Origin of the sequence: Streptomyces sp., from assembly GCF_035645055.1 — a bacterium.
Taxonomy (GTDB): Bacteria; Actinomycetota; Actinomycetes; order Streptomycetales; family Streptomycetaceae; genus Streptomyces.
Window position 1 is genome coordinate 34,932 of sequence record NZ_DASQNH010000076.1, and the last position, 21,913, is coordinate 56,844.

At 75.4% G+C, this 21,913-nt stretch carries 3 protein-coding genes; all 3 read right to left on the bottom strand.

Translation table 11 applies throughout. The annotated features are described in order from the left end of the window. The 3 genes from VE614_RS24255 to VE614_RS24265 all read right to left on the bottom strand — a co-directional run bounded on the left by VE614_RS24255 (nt 1) and on the right by VE614_RS24265 (nt 21,434). Nucleotides 1–18,636: a non-ribosomal peptide synthase/polyketide synthase gene (locus VE614_RS24255; protein ID WP_324940983.1), complete on the bottom strand. Its 18,636-nt coding sequence runs from the start codon at nt 18,634–18,636 to the stop codon at nt 1–3. Between the two features lie 152 nt (nt 18,637–18,788). Beyond that, nucleotides 18,789–20,141 carry a serine hydrolase domain-containing protein gene (locus tag VE614_RS24260; protein ID WP_324940986.1) on the bottom strand — a complete coding sequence of 451 codons (1,353 nt, stop codon included), beginning with the start codon at nt 20,139–20,141 and terminating at the stop codon, nt 18,789–18,791. A gap of 84 nt (nt 20,142–20,225) precedes the next feature. Next, complete coding sequence (locus VE614_RS24265) at nt 20,226–21,434, bottom strand: cytochrome P450 (RefSeq protein ID WP_324940988.1); 1,209 nt, start codon at nt 21,432–21,434, stop codon at nt 20,226–20,228. Nucleotides 21,435–21,913: the final 479 nt, after the last annotated feature.

Genomic DNA, 21,913 nt, shown 5'->3' on the forward strand with positions numbered 1-21,913 from the left:
TCACCGTTCTTCGTGGTCGCTGTCGCCGCGTGCGGCGTCTTCGAGTTCGCTCAGCACCTGTTCCTCCACCAGGTCCGCCAGGGCGGCCACGGTGCGGTTGACCAGGACGTCGCGGGGCGTGAGGGTCACGCCGAAGGTGTCGTTGGCGCGGGAGGCGATGAGCAGGGCGCGCAGGGAGTCGCCGCCCAGGGCGAAGAAGTCGTCCTCGGCGCCCACGGTGGTCTCCAGCGCCTCCTCCCACAGGGCGGCGACGGCCTCCTCGGTGGGCGTGCGCGGCGGCACGTGCCCGGCGGTCCGCTCCCCCGTGTCGGGTACGGGGGCGGGCAGCGCGGCCCGGTCCGTCTTGCCGTTCTCGGTCAGCGGGAAGCGGTCCAGGGTCACGAACGCCGAGGGCACCATGGGGCCGGGCAGCGTGCGGGCGGCGAAGGCCCGCAGGTCCGCGGCGGCGGGCGGTTCGGCGCCGGGCGCGACGAGGACGTGGGCCACCAGGCGCGGCAGCCCCGGTTCGTCCTCCCGCACGCTCACCACGGCGTCCAGCACCGCCGGGTGGCGTACCAGGGTCGCTTCCACCTCGCCGGCCTCGATGCGGTGGCCGCGCAGCTTGAGCTGGTGGTCGGTGCGCCCGAGGTAGTGCAGTTCGCCTCGGGCGTCGCGGCGGACCAGGTCACCGGTGCGGTACATCCGGGTGCCGGGCGGTCCGAACGGGTCGGCGGTGAAGCGGGTCGCCGTCAGGCCGGGGCGGCCCAGGTAGCCGCGGGCCAGGGCCGGTCCGGCGAGCCACAGTTCGCCGGGCACGCCGTCGGGGACGGGGCGCAGGCGCGCGTCGAGGACGTAGGCGGCGGTGGCGGGCAGGGCGCGGCCGATGGGCGGCGCGCTGCCGTCCGGCTCCAGCGGGTCGGACCAGGTGGCGACGACGGTGGCCTCGGTGGGCCCGTAGGAGTTGATCATGCGGTGCTGCGGCGCCCACCGGGCGACCAGTTCGGCCCGGCAGGCGTCCGCGCCGACCACCAGGGTGCGCAGGTGCGGCAGGGTGCCGGGGGTGTCCGGCGGGAGGGTGGCGAGCGCGGCGGGCGGCAGCAGGGTGTGCGTGATGCGCGCGGTGCACAGGACGCCGGCCAGTTCCGCGCCGAGCAGCGGGCCGGGCGGCGGTACGACGAGCGCCGCGCCGTGCGGCAGGGACATGCACAGCTCCAGGACGGAGGCGTCGAAGCTGGGCGTGGCGAAGGCCAGCACGCGGTCCCCGGCGCGGACCTGGTAGTGCGCGGCCTCGGCGGCGGCGAACGCGGCCAGTCCCCGGTGGGTGACGACGACGCCCTTCGGGGTGCCGGTGGAGCCTGAGGTGTGGATGACGTACGCGGGGTCGTCGAGGTGCGGCGGGCGGACGCGGTCGGTGTCGGTGGGCCGGTGGCCGGGTGTGCCGTCGGGCGGCGCGGCGAGCAGGCCGGCGACCTCCTCGGCGGTGAGGGTGACGGCGGGGTTCGCGTCGCGCAGCATCAGCGTGACCCGCTCGGCCGGGTGGCCTGGGTCCACCGGGAGGAAGGCGGCGCCCGTCTTGGCCACGGCGAGCTGGGCGAGGACCATGTCCGCCGAGCGCGGCAGGACCAGTGCGACGATGTCGCCGGGTCCCGCCCCGCGTGCGATGAGCCGGTGCGCCAGCCGGTTGGCGCGGGCCTCGGCCTCGGCGAAGGTCAGCGTCGACTCCCCGGTGTCGAGGGCGGTCCGCTCGGGCCACCGGTCGACCGCGGCCTCGATCAGCGCGGGCAGCGTCGCCGGGACCGGCGGCGGCAGTTGCGGGCGGGCGGGGCCGTACAGCAGCCGGTGCCGTTCGCCGGGAGGCAGGACGTCGACCGTGTGCAGGGGTGTCCGGTCGTCCGTGCCGGCGAGCGCGGTCAGGACGTGCGTCAGCCGGTCGGCCAAGGCGCGGGCGGTGGTCTCGTCGAAGTACCGCGGGTCGTAGCCGAGTTCCACGCTCAGCTCGTCGCCGGGCGAGATCACCACCGTGAGCGGGTAGTTGGTCGCCTCGCGGGCGTCGAGGTCGTGCACGCGCACGCCGTGCGCGCCTGCGGTGGCGTCGCCGACCGGATAGTTCTCGAACACCAGCAGGCTGTCGAACAGGGAGGTGCCGGGCGGGAGTTCGCTCCACTGGTGCAGGTCCGTCAGCGGCACGTGGTCGAAGCGCCGGTCCTCCGCGCGGGCGGCCTGCACCTGCCGCAGCCAGGCGGCGCAGGGCGTGGACTCGTCCACGGTGACCCGCGCGGGCAGGGTGGTGATGAACAGGCCGGTGATGGTGTCCGCGCCCGGCAGGTCGGCGGGCCGGCCGGAGACGGTGGTGCCGAAGCAGACCTCCCGCTCGCCGCTGGAGCGCGCCAGCAGCAGCGCCCAGGCGCCCTGCACCAGGGTGTTGAGGGTGAGCCGGTGGCGGCGGGCGTACTCCGCCAGCCGGGCCGTGCCGGCCGCGTCGAGCCGCTGCGACAGCCAGGTGCCCGACCGGGCGGCGGCGCCCGGGGCGGGCCTGCGGTCGTACGGCAGCGGGGTGGGCGCGGCGTGACCGGCGAGTGCGGCCTTCCAGTGTTCCTCGGCGGCGGCGGTGTCCCGGCCTGCCAGCCAGGCCGCGTAGTCCGCGAAGGGCCGCCGCCGCGGCAGTCGCGGCCCGGTCCCGGCGGTGAGCGCGGCGTGCGCCTCCAGTACGTCCGACAGCACGTGGAAGACGCTCCAGCCGTCCAGCAGGACGTGGTGGAAGGTCCACACCACGCGCACCTCGTCCGGGCCGAGCCGGATCAGGGTGACGCGCAGCAGCGGGGGGCGGTCCAGGTCGATGCCGCGGGCGCGGTCCTCGTCGAGCAGCCGCCGCAGTTCGGTGTCCCGCCGCGCCGGGTCCAGACCGCTCCAGTCGAGCTGGGTGACGGGCAGGGTGACGCGGCGGTGCACGGTCTGCAGCGGGGCCGGGACCTGGCCCAGGGCGACGGCGGTGCGCAGCACGGGCGTCGCGTCCACGACGTGCTGCCAGGCGTCCGCCAGCAGGGCGGGCTCGCGCACGCCGTCGGCGACGAAGGTGATCTGCTCGACGTACAGGCCCTCGCCGGGCTCGTCCATGCCGTGCACGACCATGCCGGTCTGGGTGGGGGTGAGCGGGTACACGTCCGTCACGTCGTGCCCGTCGCCGACGAGCCGGTCGACGGCGGCCTGGTCCAGGGCGGCCAGCGGGAAGTCGGACGGGGTGCGGCCGCCCGCGCCGGGCTGGGCACAGTGCCGGACGATCGCGCGCAGTTCCTCCGCCGTCTCCTCGGCGAGGCGGGCGACGGTGTCGTGCCGGTGCACCCGGCGGGAGTACGACCAGGTGAACTCCAGCCGCTTGTCGGTGACCCGGCCGAGGACGTCGATCAGGTGCGGCCGCTCCGCCGAGCGGTCCATGCCGCCGGTCAGCCCGCCGTGGGGTGCGCGCAGCAGACCGCCGTCAGCCGCGCTCCAGTCCTGCTGCCCCAGGTAGTTAAAGCCCACCTGCGGCAGGCCGGGCAGCTCGCGTCCCGCCGTGGGGTGCAGGTGCCGCAGCGCGCCGTAGCCCACTCCCCCGCGCGGTACGGCCCGCAGGTTCTCCTTGACGGTCTTCAGCGCGGCCCCGAGGCCGGCGTCCCGCGGCACGTCGAGGCCCACCGGGAACATGGTGGTGAACCAGCCGGCGGTGCGGGACAGGTCGACGTCGTCGAAGAGGTCCTCGCGGCCGTGGCCCTCCAGCGCGACCACCACCCGGTCCTGTCCCGTCCAGCGGGCCAGGACCCGGCCCAGGGCGCACAGCAGGACGTCGTTGACGCGGGTGCGGTAGGCGTCCGGCACCTCCTGGAGGAGCCGGCGGGTCTCCTCGGCGTCGAGGGTCACCGTCACGGTCTCCTCGTCGGCGGCGGTGTTGGCGCCCGGGAGGTCGGTCGGCAGGGCGGTCGGGTCGAGGCCGCTCCAGTACGCGATCTCGTCGTCGAAGCCGCCGTCGGTGGTGTGCGCGGCCAGGCGCCGGGCCCAGTCCCGGAAGGAGGTCGTCTTCGCCCCAAGGTCGGGGGCCGTACCGGCGCGCAGGGCCCGGTGGGCGGTGTCCAGGTCCTCCAGGATCACCCGCCAGGACACCGCGTCGACGACCAGGTGGTGGGCGGCCAGCAGCAGGATGGGCGCCCGGTCGCCGTCCCGGTGGCACAGGGCGGCCTTGAGCAGCGGTCCACGCGCCAGGTCGAACCCGGCGCACAGGTCGGCGGCCACGGCGGCCGGTTCCTTCGGGGGGTGGTGCGCCTCCAGGTGCGGGTCCGCGCCCGGCGGGGTGCCCAGCTGGCGCCACCGTCCGTCGCCGTCCCGTTCGTACCGCATGCGCAGCGCGTCGTGCTGCTCCAGTACCGCCGCGAGGGCGGCGCGCAGCAGTGTCTCGGAGGTGTCCGGCGCCACTTCGAAGGCGACCGCCTGGGTGAAGCGGGCCGGGTCGCCGGTGAGGGTGTCGAACAGCCAGTGCTGTACGGGCGTGAGGGGAACGTCCCCGACCACCGGGCCCTGGTCGGCCGTGGCTGTGGCCGTGGCGGCCGGCGACTCACCGGCCGCCGCGGCGAGTTCGGCGATCGTCTGGTGCTGGAAGAGGTGCCGGGGCGTCAGGGCCAGTCCGGCGCGACGGGCCGCGGAGACGATCTGGATGCCGAGGATGGAGTCCCCGCCGAGCGCGAAGTAGTTGTCCGTCGCGCCCACGTCGGGCACGCCCAGCACCTGCGACCAGATCGCGGCGAGGGTCCGCTCGGCGGCGGTGCGCGGGGGCCGGGTGTCCTCCGTGGTGACGGCCGCGGACCACACGGGTTCCGGCAGGGCCCGCCGGTCCAGTTTGCCGGTGGCGCCCAGCGGCAGCCGCTCCAGCGGCACCACGACCGCCGGGACCAGATGGTCGGGCAGCGTCCGGGCGAGGAAGGCCCGCAGGTCGGCCGGTGCCGGGGTGTCGCCGGGGCGCGGCACGGCGTAACCCACCAGGCGTTTGTGGCCGTCGTGTTCCACGACGCGCGCGGCGGCCTCGGCGACCCGCGGGTGCCGGGCCAGCGCGGCCTCCACCTCGCCGAGTTCGATGCGGAACCCGCGCACCTTCACCTGGTCGTCGGTCCGGCCGAGGTACAGCAGGTCGCCGTCGGCGGTCCAGCGGACCAGGTCGCCGGTGCGGTACATACGGCTGCCGGGCGGGCCGAAGGGATCGGCGAGGAAGCGGGACGCGGTCAGGCCGGGCCGGTTCAGGTAGCCGCGGGCCACCCCGGTCCCGGCCAGGTACAGCTCTCCGGGCGCCCCGACGGGCACGGGCCGCATGCGGGCGTCCAGGACGTAGGCGCGGGCGCCGCCGACGGGCCGGCCGATGGGCGGGACCCGGTCGGGGTCGGCCGGGTCGCAGATGAAGCTGGTGGCGTAGACGGTGGCCTCGGTGGGGCCGTAGATGTTCATGACCCGGCAGCCGGGGATCGCCGCGCGCACCTGGCGGACGGCACGGGCGGGCAGCGCCTCGCCGGCCAGGACGACGGTGTCGGCGCCGACCCGCACGGTGTCCTCGGCCAGCAGGCGGCCGAGGGCGGAGGGGACGGCGCTGAGCAGCCCGGCGCGCCACGGCCCGGACCGCTCGGCGAGGGCCAGCAGGTCGCGGACGACCTCCACCCGGCCGCCCGCCAGCAGCGGCGAGAGGATCTCGAACACCGACACGTCGAAGTTGAGTGACGTGGAGGCCACCACGTGGGCGAGCCCGCGGCCGGTGAACTCGGCGGCGGCCCAGTCGGTCAGCGCCACCACCGAGGCGTGGGAGACGACGACACCCTTGGGCCGGCCGGTGGAGCCGGAGGTGTGGATGACGTAGGCGGGGTGGTCCGGCAGCAGCCGGGCACGCCGCTCGCCGTCACTCACGGGCGCGGCGGACGCGGCGGCCAGCCGCCCGGCGCAGGCCGGATCGTCCAGGGCGATCCGCGTGTACGGCCCGTCCGGCAGCCGTGCGGAGGTCTCCGCGCAAGTGATCACCGCGTCGGGTCGTACGTCCTCGAAGAGGAACGCGATGCGCTCCGCCGGGTGGCCGGGGTCGACGGGCAGGTAGGCGGCGCCGCTCTTGAGGACCGCGAGGAGCGCCACGATCAGGTCGGCGGTGCGGGGCAGGGCCAGGGCGACGAACCGCTCCGGTCCGGCTCCGGCCTCGATCAGGAGGCGGGCCAGGCGGTTGGCGCGCTCGTCGAGCTGCCGGTACGTGAGGTGGTCGGCGCCGGCGCTGACGGCGGGGGCGTCGGGGGTACGGGCGGCCTGGGCCTTGAAGGCGTCCGGGAGGGTGCGCCGCGGCAGCCTCGTCACCGGTCCCGCGAGGCGGTCCAGCAGGCGGCGTCCGTCGGCCGGTTCGAGCGGTGCCAGGTCGGCCAGGCGGCGGCCGGCGGCATCGGCGGCGGCGAACTGCGCCAGCAGCGTGCGCAGGCTCGCGCCGAGCCCTTCGACGGTGGCGGCGTCGAAGACGGCCGGGTCGTAGTCGAGGGTCACCGTCAGGTCGTCGCCGGGGGCGACGACCACGCTGAGCGGGTAGTTGGTGGGCTCCACGTCGCGTTCCTGCTCGACGGCGAGTCCGTGCCGGGCCAGGGCGCCCGCGTCGAACGGGTAGTTCTCGAAGACGACGATGCTGTCGAACAGGTTGGTGCCGCCGGGCACCTCGCTCCACGTCTGCAGCTGGGCGAGGGAGACGAAGTCGTGGCGCCGGGACTCCGACTGGGCGGCCTGCACCTCGCGCAGCCACTCCAGCAGGGGACGCCGCCCGTCGATCCGCAGCCGGGTGGGCAGGGTGTTGATGAACAGGCCCACCATGGAGGTCACGCCGGGCAGTTCGGCCGGGCGCCCGGACACGGTCGTGCCGAAGACGACGTCGTCGCCGCCGCCGTACTGGTGCAGCAGCAGCCCCCAGGCGCTCTGGAGCACCGTGTTGACGGTCAGTCCGGCCCGCTGGGCGGTATCCCTCAGCCGCGCCGACACCTCCTGTCCGAGGGCCACCCGCACGGTGCCCGACGAGGACGCGCGGTGGGCGTCGGCGGGGCGCCGGTCGCGCGGCAGGTCGGTGGGGACGGCGAATCCGGCGAGCGTCTGGCGCCAGTGGCGCTCCGCCCCGCCGGTGTCCTGGGCGGCCAGCCACTCCAGATAGCGGGCGAAGGGCGCCCGGTCGGGCACCTGCGGGCGACGGCCGGCGGTCAGGGCCGCGTACCGCTCGCACACCTCGTCGAACACCTGGGCGGCGCTCCAGCCGTCGAGCAGCACGTGGTGGAACGTCCAGACCATGCGCACCCGGTCCGGTGCCAGCCGGATCAGCGCCAGCCGCGTCAGCGGGGCCGCGCCGAGGTCGATCCCGGCCTCCCGGTCCGCGTCGAGCAGCGCCTCCGTCTCCCGCGCGCGCCGCTCGGCTGTCCACCCGGACCAGTCGTGGTGGGTGACCGGCACGACGGCCCGCCGCTCCACCACCTGGAGGGGTTCGGCGGTCTCCTGCCACACCAGGCGGGTGCGCAGGATCGGGTTGGCGTCCGCCGTGCGCTGCCAGGCCTCGGCCAGCGCGTGCGGGTCGGTGACACCGTGCAGCACGACCTGCACCTGGTTCACGTAGGTGCGGCCCTGGGGGTCCATGAGGCTGTGGAACAGCATGCCCGCCTGCATCGGCGTCAGCGGGTACACGTCCTCGACCCCGCGGCCGTCGCCCACGACCCGGTCCACGGCGGCCTGGTCGAGCCGGGCCAGCGGGAAGTCCGAGGGCGTGCGGCCGCCGGCCCGCGGGGCGGCGCAGTGCGCGACGATCTCCTCCAGTGACCGCAGCATGCCCTCGGCGAGGGAGGCGACGGTCTCCGCGCGGTGGCGGCCGCCGCTGTAGTGCCAGGTGATCTCCAGTTGGTCGTCCTCGACGCGGGCCACCACGTCCAGCAGGTGCGGACGCGGCGCCCCGGGGTCCTCCGCGCCGCCCAGACCGCCGGGAACGGCCCGGACCAGCGCGGCGTCGGCGGCGGACCAGTCGAAGCGGCCCAGGTAGTTGAAGCTGATGCCGGGCAGCGGCGCGGCGGCGAGCCGTTCGTCGCCCGCCAGGTGGCGCAGGGCGCCGTAGCCGGTCCCCCGGTCGGGCACGGCCCGCAGCTGTTCCTTCACGGCTTTCAGCGCGGCGCCCCAGTCGCCCTGGGGCAGCTGGAGGGCGACCGGGAAGAGGCTGGTGAACCAGCCGACCGTGCGGGACAGGTCGAGGTCGTCGAAGAGCTGGTCCGCGCGGCCGTGCCCCTCCAGTCCCACGGCCACGGTGCGGCGGCCGGTCCAGTCCGCCAGGACGCGGCCGAGGGCGGTCAGCAGGACGTCGTCGACGCGGGTCCGGTAGACGCCGGGGACCTGGCGCAGGAGGTCGTCGGTGCGCTGCCGGTCGAGACGTACGGTCACGGCGCGCAGGTCGGCGACGGTGTTGCCGCCGTCGAGGTCCACCGGCAGCGGTTCGGCGCAGTGCCGCGACACCTCGTCCCAGTGGGCGCGCTGCGCGGCGAGGTCCGCCTCGCCGGTGCGTCCGGTGAGCCGCCGCACCCATTCGCGCACCGACGTGGTGCGCGGCGGCAGCCGTACCGGCTCGCCGGACCGGGCCTGCCGGTAGGCGGTCTCCAGGTCCTCCAGCAGGATGCGCCAGGAGACACCGTCGACGATCAGGTGATGGGCCGTCAGCAGCAGGCGCGGGGTCCGGCCCTCGCCGGTGAAGAGGCGGGCGGCGATCAGCGGGCCGGTGTCCAGCCGGAAGCCGGTGTGCGCCTCGTGGGAGAGGCGGGCCTCGGCCTGCTCGGCGGCGTGGGCGTCCGGACCGCTCAGGTCGTGCACCCGCAGCAGTTCCGGAACCTCGGTGTCCGCGGCGGCGTACTCCTGGCGCCAGGTGCCGTCCGCCGCGCGGTTGAAGCGGGCGCGCAGGGCGTCGTGGTGGGCCCACAGCGCGGCCAGGGCGGCGCGCAGCGCGCCGGGGTCGACGTCGTCCGGCGTCTCGACGACCACGGACTGGTTGAAGTACTCCGGGCGGGGCGGCTGGGCGTCGAGGTACCAGTGCTGGATCGGGGTGAGCGCGACCTCCCCGGACACCGGGCCGGTGCCCGCGACGGTGGTGCCGGCGCCGGTCGCGGCGGCGGCCAGGGCGGCGAGCGTGGGGTGGCGGAACAGGTCTCTCGGGGTCAGGGCGAGCCCGGCGGTGCGGGCGCGGGAGACGACCTGGATGCTGACGATCGAGTCGCCGCCCAGCATGAAGAAGTGGTCGTCGAGGCCGACGCGTTCCACGCCGAGCAGCTCGGTCCAGATGCCGGCGAGCACCCGCTCGGCGTCGGTGCGCGGCGCGCGGTAGGCGGTGCCGGCCGCCGCCGACCACTCGGGTTCGGGCAGCCGTCGCCGGTCGACCTTGCCGTTCGCGGTCAGAGGCAGCTCCGCCAGGGTGACGAACGCGGCCGGGACCATGTAGTCGGGCAGCTCCCCGGACACGTGGGCGCGCAGCCCGTCCGCCTGCGGCACGGCCGCGCCGTGGGCCGGCACCAGGTGGGCGACCAGGCGTTTGCGTCCCTCGTGCCGTGACACCGACACCACCGCCTCGGCGATCGCCGGGTGGGCGGTCAGCCGGGCCTCGATCTCGGCGGGTTCGACGCGGAAGCCGCGGATCTTGATCTGGTCGTCGACGCGTCCCACGAAGTGCAGTTCGCCGTCGGCGCTCCAGCGCACGATGTCGCCGGTGCGGTACATGCGCCCGCCGGGCGGCCCGTAGGGGTCGGCGAGGTAGCGGGCCGCGGTGGCGCCGGGGCGTCCGGCGTAGCCACGGGCCAGTCCGGCGCCCGCGAGGTACAGCTCTCCCGGCACGCCGGGCGGTTGCGGCTGGAGGGCGCCGTCCAGGACGTAGACGCGGGTGTCGTCCAGGGGGCGGCCGATGGGGAGCGTCGCGGGCAGCGCGTCACCGGGGCGGAAGACCCGGCGGGTGGCGAAGGTGGTGGCCTCGGTCGGGCCGTACACGTCGACGACGGTGAGGTCCGGGCAGGCGTCCAGCACCCGCCGCACCGCGGCGCCGGGCACGGCCTCGCCGCCGGTCCACACCTCCCGGGCGCCGCGCAGGCAGGCGGGGTCCTCCTGGGCGAGCAGGCGGAACAGGCCCACCGTCAGGAACAGGCAGTCCACGCCCTCTTCGGTGATCGCACGGCGTACGGCGGCGGCGTCCAGGTCGCCCGGCGGGGCGAGGACGGCCGTGCCGCCGCGCAGCAGGGGCACCCACAGCTCGTAGGTGGAGGCGTCGAAGGCGTGCGGGCTGTGCACCAGGACGCGGTCGTGCCCGGCGAAGGCACGGTCGAGGGCGAGCGCGGCGACGTCCCGCTGCCGCGCGGCCACTCCCTTCGGGGTGCCGGTGGAGCCGGAGGTGAACATGAGGTACTGGACGTTGTCCGGGTGCGCGCGCGGCACGGTCGTGAGGTCCGTGGCCGCGGCGGTGTCGTCGTCCGGGCGCAGCACGCGTCCCTCCGGGAGGAGATCAGCGGCCGTCTCCTGCCACTCCTCGTCCGTGAGCAGCAGGCGGGCGCCGGCCTCCGCGAGCATGGTGCGCAGCCGTTCCCGTGGTGCCCGGCCGTCGAGCGGGACGTACACGCCGCCGAGGCGGGCGAGGGCGATCTGGGTGACGACGAGGGCGGCCGAGCGGTCCATCAGCACGCCGACGGCGACCTCGGGGCGCACCCCGAGCCCGGCCAGCCGGCCGGCCAGTGCCGTGGCGCGGGCGTCGAGTTCGCGGTAGGTGAGCCGCTCGTCACCGGCGAGCAGAGCGACGGCGTCGGGGGTGCGCTCCACCTGCGCGGCGAAGAGGTCCGCGGTGGTCGCCGCGGGGGTGCCGGTGGCCGTGTCGTTCCACTCGTGGAGGACCTGTTCGCGGCGGGCGGCCGTCAGGAGGGGCAGGCGCGCGGGGGTGCGCCGCGGCGTCGCGGCGAAGCCCTCCAGCAGGACGGTGAGGTACTCGGCCATCCGCTCAACGGTGGGGGCGTCGAAGAGGTCCGGGTCGTAACCGAGGCGCAGGGCGAGTTCCGTGCCGGGGTAGGCGACCAGGCTGAGCGGGTAGTTGGTGGTCTCGATGCCGTCCAGGCCGGTCAGCCGCAGCCCGTGCGCGGCGGCGAGATCGTCGTCGACCGGGTAGTTCTCGAACACCACGATGCTGTCGAACAGGGCGGCCCGCTCGGGCAGATCGGTGTACGCCGTCATCCGGTGCAGCGGCACGTGGTCGTGGCGTCGGTCCTCGCTCTGCTCCTGCTGGAGCCGGGCCAGCCAGGTGAGCAGCGGCTCGTCACGCGGCACGGTCACGCGGGTGGGCAGGGTGGCGATGAACAGACCGGTGATGGCGTCGGCCCCGGGCAGCTCGGGCGGCCGCCCGGAGACGGTGGTGCCGAAGACCACCTCGGCCCGGCCGGCCTGACGGCTCAGCAGCAGCGCCCAGGCGCCCTGTACGAGGGTGTTCATCGTGAGGCCCGCCGTCCTGGCCAGGCCCTCCAGTGCTTTCGTGGTGGCCTCGGGCAGGGTGACGCGCACCGCCCGGGTCGACTCCGCGCGGTGGCTCTCGCGGGGCTCCCGGTCGAAGGGCAGCGCGGTGGTCTCGCTCAGGCCGTTCAGGCGGGTCCGCCAGTGCCGTTCGGCCTCGGCCCCGTCGGCGCGCTCGCGCAGCCAGGCGACGTAGTCACGGAAGGGGCGCCGGTCGGGCAGCGCGGTCTGCGCGGCGCCGGACAGTCCTGCGTGGCAGGCGAAGACGTCGGAGAGGACCTGGAACAGGCTCCAGCCGTCCAGGATCAGGTGGTCGAAGGACCACACGACGCGCACCGCGCGGTCGGAGACGCGGGCCAGCACCAGTCGCTGGAGCGGGGCGCGGGTCAGGTCGACACCCCGGGCACGGTCGCGGTCGAGCAGGTCGCGCAGCCGCTCGTCCTGTTCGGCCTCGGACAGGCCGCGCCAGTCGGGCAGTTCCACCGGTACGGCGGCTTGGCGCTGCACCACGAGCAGCGGCTCGGGCACGTCCTGCCACACCACGCGCGAGCGCAGCACCGGGGTACGGTCCGTGACCCGCTGCCAGGCGTCCACCAGCACCGCCGGGTCGGTCACGCCGTCCAGGACGAACGTCAGCTGCTGGAAGTACACGCCGCGGTCGTCCTGGGAGAGCCGGTGGAAGAGCATGCCGGCCTGGGTGGGCGTGAGGGGGTGGACGTCCTCCACGCCGGCGGGGTCCTCCCCCGCGATGCGGTCGACGTGGGTCTGGTCGAGCCGGGCCAGCGGGAAGTCCGAGGGGGTGCGTCCGGCGGCGCCGGGGCGGGCCGCGTACCGGGCGAGAGCGGCCAGCGCGTCGGCGTAGCGTTCCGCGAGGTCCGCGACGGTCTCCGCACGGTGCAGCTGGTCGGAGTAGTACCAGGTGAACTCCAGGCTGTCGTCGTCCAGCCGCCCCACGACCTCCAGGGGGTGCGGGCGCGTCGCCGACGGGTCGGCGTCCAGCTCCAGCGGCCGGGCCAGCCCGCGGTACAGGCCCTCGGAGGTCTCGGACAGGCCGAACCGGCCCAGGTAGTTGAAGCTGATCTGCGCGCTGGTCGCCGGAAGCGGTACGCCGTCGCGGCCCGGCAGGGCCAGGGCGCCGTGGCCGATGCCGTGCCGGGGCACCGCGCGCAGCTGCTCCTTGACCTGCTTGAGCACGGTGTCCCAGGCCGCCTGGGGCGGGACGGCCAGGGCGACGGGGTGGCGGGTGGTGAACCAGCCCACGGTGCGGCTGGTGTCGATGCTCGCGAAGAGGTCCTCGCGGCCGTGGCCTTCGACGTCCACCAGCACCCGGTCGTGCCCGCTCCAGCCGCACAGCACCCGGCCGAGGGCGGCGAGCAGGACGTCGTTGGCCTGGGTGCGGTACGTCTCGGGCAGGGTCCTCAGCAGCACTTCGGTGTCCCGGGGACTCAGACGCACCGTCACCGAGCGCTGGGAGGCGTAGGTGCCGGTGCCCTCCCGGTCCGCGGGCAGGGCGGCCCGGGCGTCTTCGGTCTCCCGGGTCCAGTACGCCTTCTCGTCGTCGAAGCCGCCGGCGGCGGCGTGCCCGGCCAGGCGCTCGGCCCACTGCCGCATCGGTGCCGACTTACGGGGCAGCGCGGTCGCTCCGTCCCGGCCCTCGCGGCGGGCGCGGTAGGCGCGGTCGAGGTCTTCGAGCAGCAGGCGCCAGGAGACTCCGTCCACGACGAGGTGGTGGACGGACAGGTGCAGGAGGGGCGGCCGTCCGGGGCCCCGGTCGTGCAGGACGGCGCGCAGCAGCGGGCCGCGGCTCAGGTCGTACGGGCCGAGGTGCGGGGTGTCGGTGTCCGGGCCGGTGTGGCGTGTGAGGTGGCAGCGCACACCCGGGCCGTCGATCAGCCACCGTACGCCCGCGTCGTCGGTGAGGAAGCGGGACCGCAGCGCGTCGTGGTGGGCGAGCACGTCGCCGAGGGCGGCTTCGAGCGCGCTCTCGTCGACGTCGGCGGGCAGTTCCACCGAGAGCGTCTGGGCGAAGTGCCCGGCCCGCTCGGCGGCGCTGTCGAAGAGCCAGTGCTGGATGGGCGTCAGCGGCGCGGTGCCGGTCGCCTCGACGGGGGCGGAAGGGGCGGCGGGTCTGCGGCTGCCCGTCTCGTCGGCGCGGCGGGCCAGGGCGGCGACCGTCTGGTGCCGGTAGACGTCCCGCGAGGTGATCGTCAGGCCTGCCTGCCGGGCCTGGGACACGACCTGGATGCTGAGGATGGAGTCGCCGCCCAGCGCGAAGAAGTTGTCGTCCGCGCCGACCCGCTCGACGTGCAGGACGTCGGCCCAGATGGCGGCCAGCGTGCGTTCGGTGGGGGTGCGGGGCGCGACGTGGCGTGTCGCGGGTTCGGCCGGCGCCGGGTCGGGGAGCCGGCTCCGGTCCAGTTTGCCGTTGGGGTTGAGCGGCAGGACGGGCAGCACCACGACGACCGAGGGGACCATGTAGTCGGGCAGGGTGCGCCCGAGTTCACGGCGTACCGCCTCCGGTTCGACGCGGGCGCCGGGGGCGGGGACGACGTATCCGGCCAGGCGGCGGTGGCCGTCCCCGTCGCGGACGGTGGCGGCGGCCTCGGCGACGCCCGCGCAGCCGCGCAGGGCCTCCTCGACCTCGCCGAGTTCGATGCGGAAGCCGCGCACCTTGACCTGCTGGTCGATGCGGCCGAGGTACTCGAGCTGGCCGTCGGCGCTCCAGCGCGCCAGGTCGCCGGTGCGGTACATGCGGTCCCCGGGGGCGCCGAAGGGGTCGGCGACGAACCGGGCGGCGGTCAGGCCGGGGCGTCTCAGGTAGCCGCGGGCCAGCCCGCCGCCGCCGAGGTACAGCTCGCCCGTGACGCCGGGCGGCTGGGGGCGGAGCAGACGGTCGAGTACGTAGGCACGGGTGCGGGCGACGGGACGGCCGATGGGCGGGGCCTGGTCGGGGACGGTGCCGTCGGCGAACCACGCGGTGGCGTAGACGGTGGCCTCGGTGGGGCCGTAGATGTTCGCCACCTCGGCCGAGGGCATGGCGTCCTTGATGTCCCGTACGGTCCGGGCGGGCAGGGCCTCGCCGGCCAGGACGACGGTGTCCGCCTCGACGGCGCCGTCGCCGCCGAGCACCCGGGAGAGCACGGACGGGACGCCGCTGAGCAGTCCGGCCCGGCGCGGGCCGTCGGGGAGGGCGGGGAGATCGGCCAGGGCGGGAAGGCCGGCGACCACCTCGACGCTGCCGCCGGCCAGCAGGGGGCACAGCAGCTCGAAGACGGACACGTCGAAGTTGAGGGAGGTGGACGCGATGACGTGGGAGAAGCCGCTCGCGCCGAACGTCTCCCGCGCCCAGGCGGCCAGCGCGGCCACGCTGCGGTGGGTGACGACCACGCCCTTGGGCCGGCCGGTGGAGCCGGAGGTGTAGATGACGTAGGCGGGGTGCGACGGGTGCAGCGGTCCCGTCCGGTCGGCGTCGGTCAGGTCGGTGTCGGTCAGGTCGGAGGCGTAGGCGGCGTCGGCAACGGCACCGGCATCGGCACCGGCATCGCCGGACTCCAGGTCCTCCAGCAGCAGCGGCTCGCGGTCGTCGGGGAGCGCGTGCGCCGTCTCCCGGGTGGCGAGGACGAGGGCGGGGGCCGCGTCGGCGAGCATGAAGCGGATGCGCTCGGCCGGGTAGCCGGGGTCGACGGGCAGGTATCCGGCGCCGGACTTCAGTACGGCCCACAGCACCGGCAGCAGGTCGGCGGTGCGCGGCAGGCACAGTGCCACCAGGGACTCCGGGCCCGCGCCGCGCGCCGCGAGGAGCCGGGCGAGACGGTTGGCGCGCCGGTTCAGCCCGGCGTAGTCCAGCCGGGTCCCGCCGCAGGTCACGGCGATCCGGTCGGGCGTCCGGGCCGCCTGCTCCTCGAACAGCGCCGGGAGCGTGGCACCGTCGGCCCCGTCCTCGGCGGGCGTGGGAGGGTTCCAGGAGTCCAGGAGCGTGCGCAGCTCCTCGTCGGACAGCAGCGGCAGTTCGGCCAGCGTCCGGTGCGGGCTGTCCGTCATACCGTCCAGCAGGCGGTGCAGCTGCCCGCACATCCGGGCCACGGTCGCCGCCTCGAACAGGTCGGTGTTGTACTCGACCGTCAGCTCGCAGCCGCCGTCGGCGCGCGGCGCGAACTCCAGCACGAGGTCGAAGCGGGCGGCCGGGCGGGGCAGCGGATGTTCCTCGACGCGCACCCCGGCCGCCGGCGCCGGCCGGGCGGGCGCCGCCTGCTGCACCACGAGCACCTGCACGAGCGGGGTGCGGCCCGGGTCTCTCGACGGGGCCAGTTCCTCGACCACCCGGTCGAAGGGCACGCCGTCGTGGGCGAAGGCGTCCAGCACGGTCGCGCGCATGGTCTCCACGAACCGGTCGACCGTGACGGCGTCGTCGACCTCGCCACGCAGGACGACGGTGTTGGCGAAGAAGCCGGTCACGTCCTCCAGTTCGCGGCGGTCCCGGCCGTTGGTGACGGTACCGAACGCCACGTCCCGCTGGCCGGAGTAGCGGGAGAACAGCACGGCCGCCGCCGCGGCGAACACGGTGAAGACGGTGGTGCCGCGGCCTGAGGCCAGCTGCCGCAGCCGGTCCACCAGGGGGCGCGGTATGTCCTGGCGGTGTGCCGCGCCCGCGGTGGTGCGCACGGCGGGGCGGGGCCGGTCGGTGGGCAGTTCCAGCTGCTGGAGGCCGGCCAGGTGGCGCTTCCAGTAGGCGAGGTCGTCGGCGTCGGCGTCGGCGGTGCGCCGCTCGCGCTCCCACAGCGCGAAGTCCGGGTACTGCACGCCCGGCCGGGGCAGGCCGTCCGGTTCACCGGAGGCTTCCGCGCGGTAGAGCGCCGCCAGGTCCCGGGTCAGGACGCCGACCGACCAGCCGTCGGTGACGATGTGGTGCTGGGCCAGCAGCAGCACGTGGTCCTCGGGTGCCCGGCGGACGAGCAGCGCCCGGGTCAGGGGTCCGGTCGTCAGGTCGTGGGGGCGGCGCAGCTCCTCGGTCAGCAGGCGCTCGACGGCCTGCTCCCGCCGGTCGGCGGGCAGGTGTCCGACGTCGGCGGTGCGCAGGGGCAGCACCGCCTCGGCGGCGACCAGCTGGACGCCTTGGCCGTCGACGGTGGCGAAGGTCGTGCGCAGCGAGTCGTGCCGGGCGGCGAGCCCGTGCAGAGCGCGTTCCAGGGCCGGCGTGTCGAGCGGGCCGCGCAGCCGCAGCGCCACACCGGTGTTGTACTCGGTTCCGCCTCCGGTGAGGTCGTCGAGGAACCACAGGCGCCGCTGGGCGCTGGAGAGCGGGACGGGCTCGCCGCGGGGGGCGGGGGGGATCGGCTCCGGCGGGGCGGCGGCGGCCGGCTCGGCGGCCAGCGGGGCGAGCGCGGCGACGGTCCGCGCGGTGAACACGTCGCGCAGGGAGAGCCGAGCGCCGAGGGCTTCCCGGATCCGCGTCAGGGTGCGGGCGGCGAGGATCGAGTCGCCGCCCAGGTCGAAGAAGTCGTCGGTGACACCGACGGAGTCGACGCCGAGGACATCGGCCCAGATCGCGGCCAGGGTCCGTTCGTCGTCGGTGCGCGGCTCGACGTGCTCCTCGGTCCGTGCGCCGCCGGGGGCGGGCAGCGCCCGCAGGTCGATCTTGTGCTGCGGGGTGAGCGGCAGCGCGTCGAGGACGACGACGGCGGAGGGCACCATGTGGGCGGGCAGGGCGGCGGCGAGGGCGGCTCGCAGGCGGGCAGGCTCGGGCCTGCGAGCCGGGTCGGCGGGGGTGACGTAGCCGACGAGCCGGCCGCGGGCGGGTTCCTCGTCGCGGACCACGACGACGGCCTCGCGGACGTCCGGGTCGTGGATCAGGGCGGCCTCGATCTCGCCGGGCTCGATACGGAAGCCACGCACCTTGACCTGGCGGTCGGCCCGGCCGAGGAACTCCAGCTCGCCGTCCGCCCGTTGGCGCACCCGGTCACCGGTGCGGTAGAGCCGGGCTCCCGGCGGTCCGAAGGGGTGGGCGACGAACCGGGCCGCGGTCAGGCCGGGACGGCCCAGGTAGCCGCGGGCCAGCCCGTCCCCGCCCACGTACAGCTCACCCTCGGTGCCGGGCGACACCGGACGCAGCGTCGCGTCCAGTACGTGGGCCTCGGTGCAGGGCAGCGGGCCGCCGATGCCGGGGGTTCCGCTGCCCGCGGTCAGCGGTCCCGTCCAGGTGGCGACGATGGTGGCCTCGGTCGGCCCGTACGAGTTGATCATGCGGCGGCCGGGTGCCCACCGGTCGACGAGCGCGGCCGGGCACGCCTCGGCCCCGACGATCAGGGTGCGCAGGAACGGCAGGCCGCCGATGCGCGCCGGGTCGGGCAGCGTGGCGAGGGCGGCGGGGGGTATGAGGGCGTGGGTGATGCGGTGCTCGTCCAGGACGGCGGCGAGTTCCTCGCCCAGCCAGGGCCCCTGCGGCGGGACGACCAGCAGGGCGCCCGACAGCACGGAGACGCACAGCTCCAGTACGGAGGCGTCGAAACTGGGCGAGGAGAACTGGAGCACCCGGTCGCCCGGGCCGGCGGCGTAGCGCTCGGCAGCCGCGGTGGCGAATCCGGCGATGCCGCGGTGGGTGACGGTGACGCCCTTGGGAGTGCCGGTGGAGCCGGAGGTGAAGATGACGTAGGCCGCGTGGTCGGGGAGCGCGCGGTTCGGGAGCGGGTCGGCGTCCTGGCCGCCGCCGTCCAGCAGCGCGCGGACCCGGTCGAGGTCGTCCAGGACGACGGCCGGCGCGGCGTCGGCGAGCATCAGCGCCCGCCGTTCGGCCGGATAGCCGGGATCCACGGGGAGGAAGGCCGCACCGGTCAGGGCCACAGCCAGCTCGGCGGCGATCAGTTCCATCGAGCGCGGCAGGACCAGTGCCACCGTCCGCTCCGGTCCGGCGCCGCGCGCGGCGAGGTGGGTGGCGAGCCGGCCGGCCCTCCGCGCGAGTTCCCCGTACGACCAGGTGCTCCCGCCGTCGGTCACCGCGGGGGCGTCGGGGTCGCGTGTCACCCACCCGGTGAACAGCTCACCGAGCGGGGTGTGACGGGTGGCGTGGTCCGCGCGGGCCGGCGGGACGGTGCCGGGCGGCGCGGAGGCGGGCACGGCGGGGCGCTGGGCGTGCAGGTCCGTCATCGGGGTGCAGTCCTTCGGCGTGGGACGGCGCGCGGACCCGGCGCGCCGGTCTCGGGCGGCCATCGGGGCACATGGGAGGGGTGCGGGGGTCCTTGCGTACGGGGGCGGGTGCGGGGCGCGGGGCGCGGTCGGACGGTGCCGGTGCGGCGCGGTCAGACGGAGCCGGTGCGGCGCGCGGTGCGTCCGGAGATCTGCAGGCGGTCGATGGCCCCGGTGGCGGGGTCCCGGTGGAAGCGACCGCCCGGTTCGACCCGGCCGGTCGCCGGGTCCACCAGGTCGTAGGACAGGTCCGCGTGGCACAGCAGCGGGATGGGGTAGTCCCCGTCGACGGACAGGGTCGGCTTGCCGTCCCCGTCGAGCTTGACCGCGTACTCGGTACTCCCGTTGCGGTAGGTTCCGGCGCAGTCCGGGAGCGGTACGGCGGGTCCGCGGTGGACGTCGGCGGCCGGGGTGGCGGGCACCCGGATGCCGGTGAGCCGGGCGAGTTCCGCGGTGAGGTCGCGCCACAGGGCGGTGGCAGCGCCGGCGTTGCCGGTGAAGGCGACGACGACGCCGCTGTCCGGGTCCGCCCGCAGGTGGCAGGAGGTCCCCTGGGCGTTCCCGTCGTGGCCGCACCACATCCGGCCGTCCTGCCGGAAGAGGGCGAGGCCCAGGCCCCAGGAGTCGGCCAGGGCACCGGGGTCGGCGGCGGGTTCGGGTCGGCGCATCAGGTCGGCGACGGTGGCGGGCAGCACGGCGGACCGGCCGACCACGGCCCGGCCCAGGGCGACCAGATCCTCGGCGCTCGCCAGCAGGGCTCCGGCCGGGGCCTCCACCGGGGCGAGGTTCTGGTGGGCCGGGCGCACCAGGCCGGTGGCCGTGTTGAGGGCGTGGCCGGTGGCGACCGGCCGCGCGGAGGTGGTGTCGCCGAGGAACGCGGGGACGATGCCCAGCGGCTCCAGGAGCATCGCTCCGAGCGCCTCCTGCCAGGTCATGCCCGTCACTTCGGACAGGACGCGGCCGGCGGCGACATAGCCGGCGTTGGAGTACGAGAAGCCGCTGCCCGGCGGGAACAGGGCGTTTCGCGCGGTGCAGACCGCCGAGAGGTAACGGGAGACGGTGGCGCCCGCGGCGCTGTCGGAGTCGGGTCCGGTGGGCAGGCCGGCGGTGTGACTGAGCAGGTGACGCACGGTCACCTCGGGTACGTCACTGAAGACGGGCAGCAGTTCGACGACGGGCTCGTCCAGGTCCAGGTCCCCGTCGTCGGCGAGGAGCAGGAGCGCCGCGGCCGTGGCGACCTTGGTGACGGAGCCCAGGGGGACGGCCGTCTCCGCGGTGAACGGGGAACCCGTCAGGGCGTCGGCCGTCCCGGTGTGCACGCTGAGCAGGTGCGTGCCGGTGTGGACGGCCAGCTGGGCGCCGGGCACGCGGTGGGCGCGCGCGAGGGAGTCGAGGCGGTTCCTCAACTCCAGGTGCGGGGAGGTCGACGGCCTGTCGGCGGCCGGAGCGGCGGTCGGGTACGGCATGGGGAGGTGACTCCTGGTGAGTGCGGGTGCGGGGGGACGCGGCCGGCCCGCGGGTGAGCGGTGCGGGACGTGCGCGTCGACGCGTTACGGCCTGGTGACGGCGATCGGCAGGTGACGTACGCCGACGATGACGGCCGGGTTCTGGTACGTGACGTCGTCATACGAAGGCACCGCGAGGGTGGAGAAACGTTCCATCAGCATCTGCAGCGCGATACGCGCTTCCAGCCGGGCCAGGGGGGCGCCGAAACAGAAGTGGATGCCGTGGCCGAAGGTCAGATGCGGATTGGGGCTGCGGGCCGCGTCGAAGACGTCCGGGGAGGTGAAACGGGAGGGGTCACGGTTGGCGGCCCCCAGGTGCACCATGAGCAGGGTGTCGGCCGGGAGGTCATGGCCGCCGAGCACCACCGGCCGGGTGGTGCGCCGCCCCAGTTCGGGGAAGGGCGGCAGCCAGCGCAGGACTTCCTCGACGGCGTCCGGTATCCGATCGGGGTTCTCCCGCAGTGCGGCGAGCGTGCCGGGATGCCGGTCGAAGGTGACCACGGCGTTGCCGAGCAGCGCGGTGGTGGTGATGTGCCCGGCGACCAGCAGCAGGGCGACGAACCCGACGATCTCCTGGTCCCTCAGCCGCGTTCCGTCGACCTCGGCGGTGAGGAGCCTGCTGGTGAGGTCGTCGCCGGGATGGGCACGGCGGTGCCGGATGTGGTCCAGCACGTAACCGTTCATCTCGCGCACGGTCGGGGCGATGGCCTCCAGCGCGCGTTCCAGGTCGGCCATGTCGAGGCTGTCGCCGAGCTGGTCGCCGCCGAAGAGGGTGGCTGCCCACTCCTGGAACAGCCTGTGGTCCTCGGCGGGGATACCGAGGAGTTCGGCGATCACGATGATCGGCAGCGGGTAGGCGAGGGTGTCGACCAGGTCGAACCGGTCGCGGTCGGCGACGCCGTCGAGCAGTCGCGCGCAGACGGCCTCGATGCGCGGAGCGAGCCCGTGGACCACTCTGGGGGTGAAGGCCTGGCTCACCAGGGTGCGGAGTTGGCGGTGTTCCGGCGGGTCCATGCCGACGAAGTTGCCCTGCCGGAAGGCCTCGAAGTCCTCCTGGGTGGGGGCGATCGGCGTCATGTCGGAGGAGTACGTCGCCGGGTCGGCGAGTACGGCCGAGACACCCTGGTGGTCCACGACATGCCACTGCCGCCGGTCCTCGTCGTACGTCACGGGGCCCGCGTCGCGTAAGGTCCGCCACCGCCCGGGTAACGCGTCCAGCGGCGATTCGGCCGCGGTCAGTTGTGTGCTTGTCACCGTTTCTCCTTGGGTGAGAACGCGCGGGCCCGGCGGTGGGTCACCGACGGTGCCGTGGTTCGCCGCGGGCAGCGCCGGCCGTCATGGGAACGGCCGGCGTGGCACCGCGGGGCAGCTCTCGCTCCGCGCCAGGTGGCCGATGCGTGGCCCGGCCGGGCCGGCCGGCTCGGGAGCGACCCGGCCGGGCCGCCCGCTCGTGGAAGGCCGACCCCTGGGAGGTCAGCAGACCTGAGGGCAGATTCCGGACGGCGGTGCGGCGGTTCCGAGCGGTCCGGACGCCCGCCGAGCGGCGGACAGGCCCGCACGTGCGCAGCCTGGCAGCACGTGCCCCGGGCACCAAACAGACACCACCACATCCCCCAGTGACTTCTCCCGCGCAGCATCCCCGCGCGGAACTCCCCTGTCCCACGATTCAGCACTTCAGGTGCCAAGAACGCGCTTCGACTCGATCCATCCGGGCCGAGTGCGCTCACAGTTTT

What these genes read in the sequence shown, in the direction of transcription:
- VE614_RS24255 (WP_324940983.1), bottom strand. Translation starts at nt 18,636, where the DNA reads ATGACGGACCTGCACGCCCAGCGCCCCGCCGTGCCCGCCTCCGCGCCG.
- VE614_RS24260 (WP_324940986.1), bottom strand. Translation starts at nt 20,141, where the DNA reads ATGCCGTACCCGACCGCCGCTCCGGCCGCCGACAGGCCGTCGACCTCC.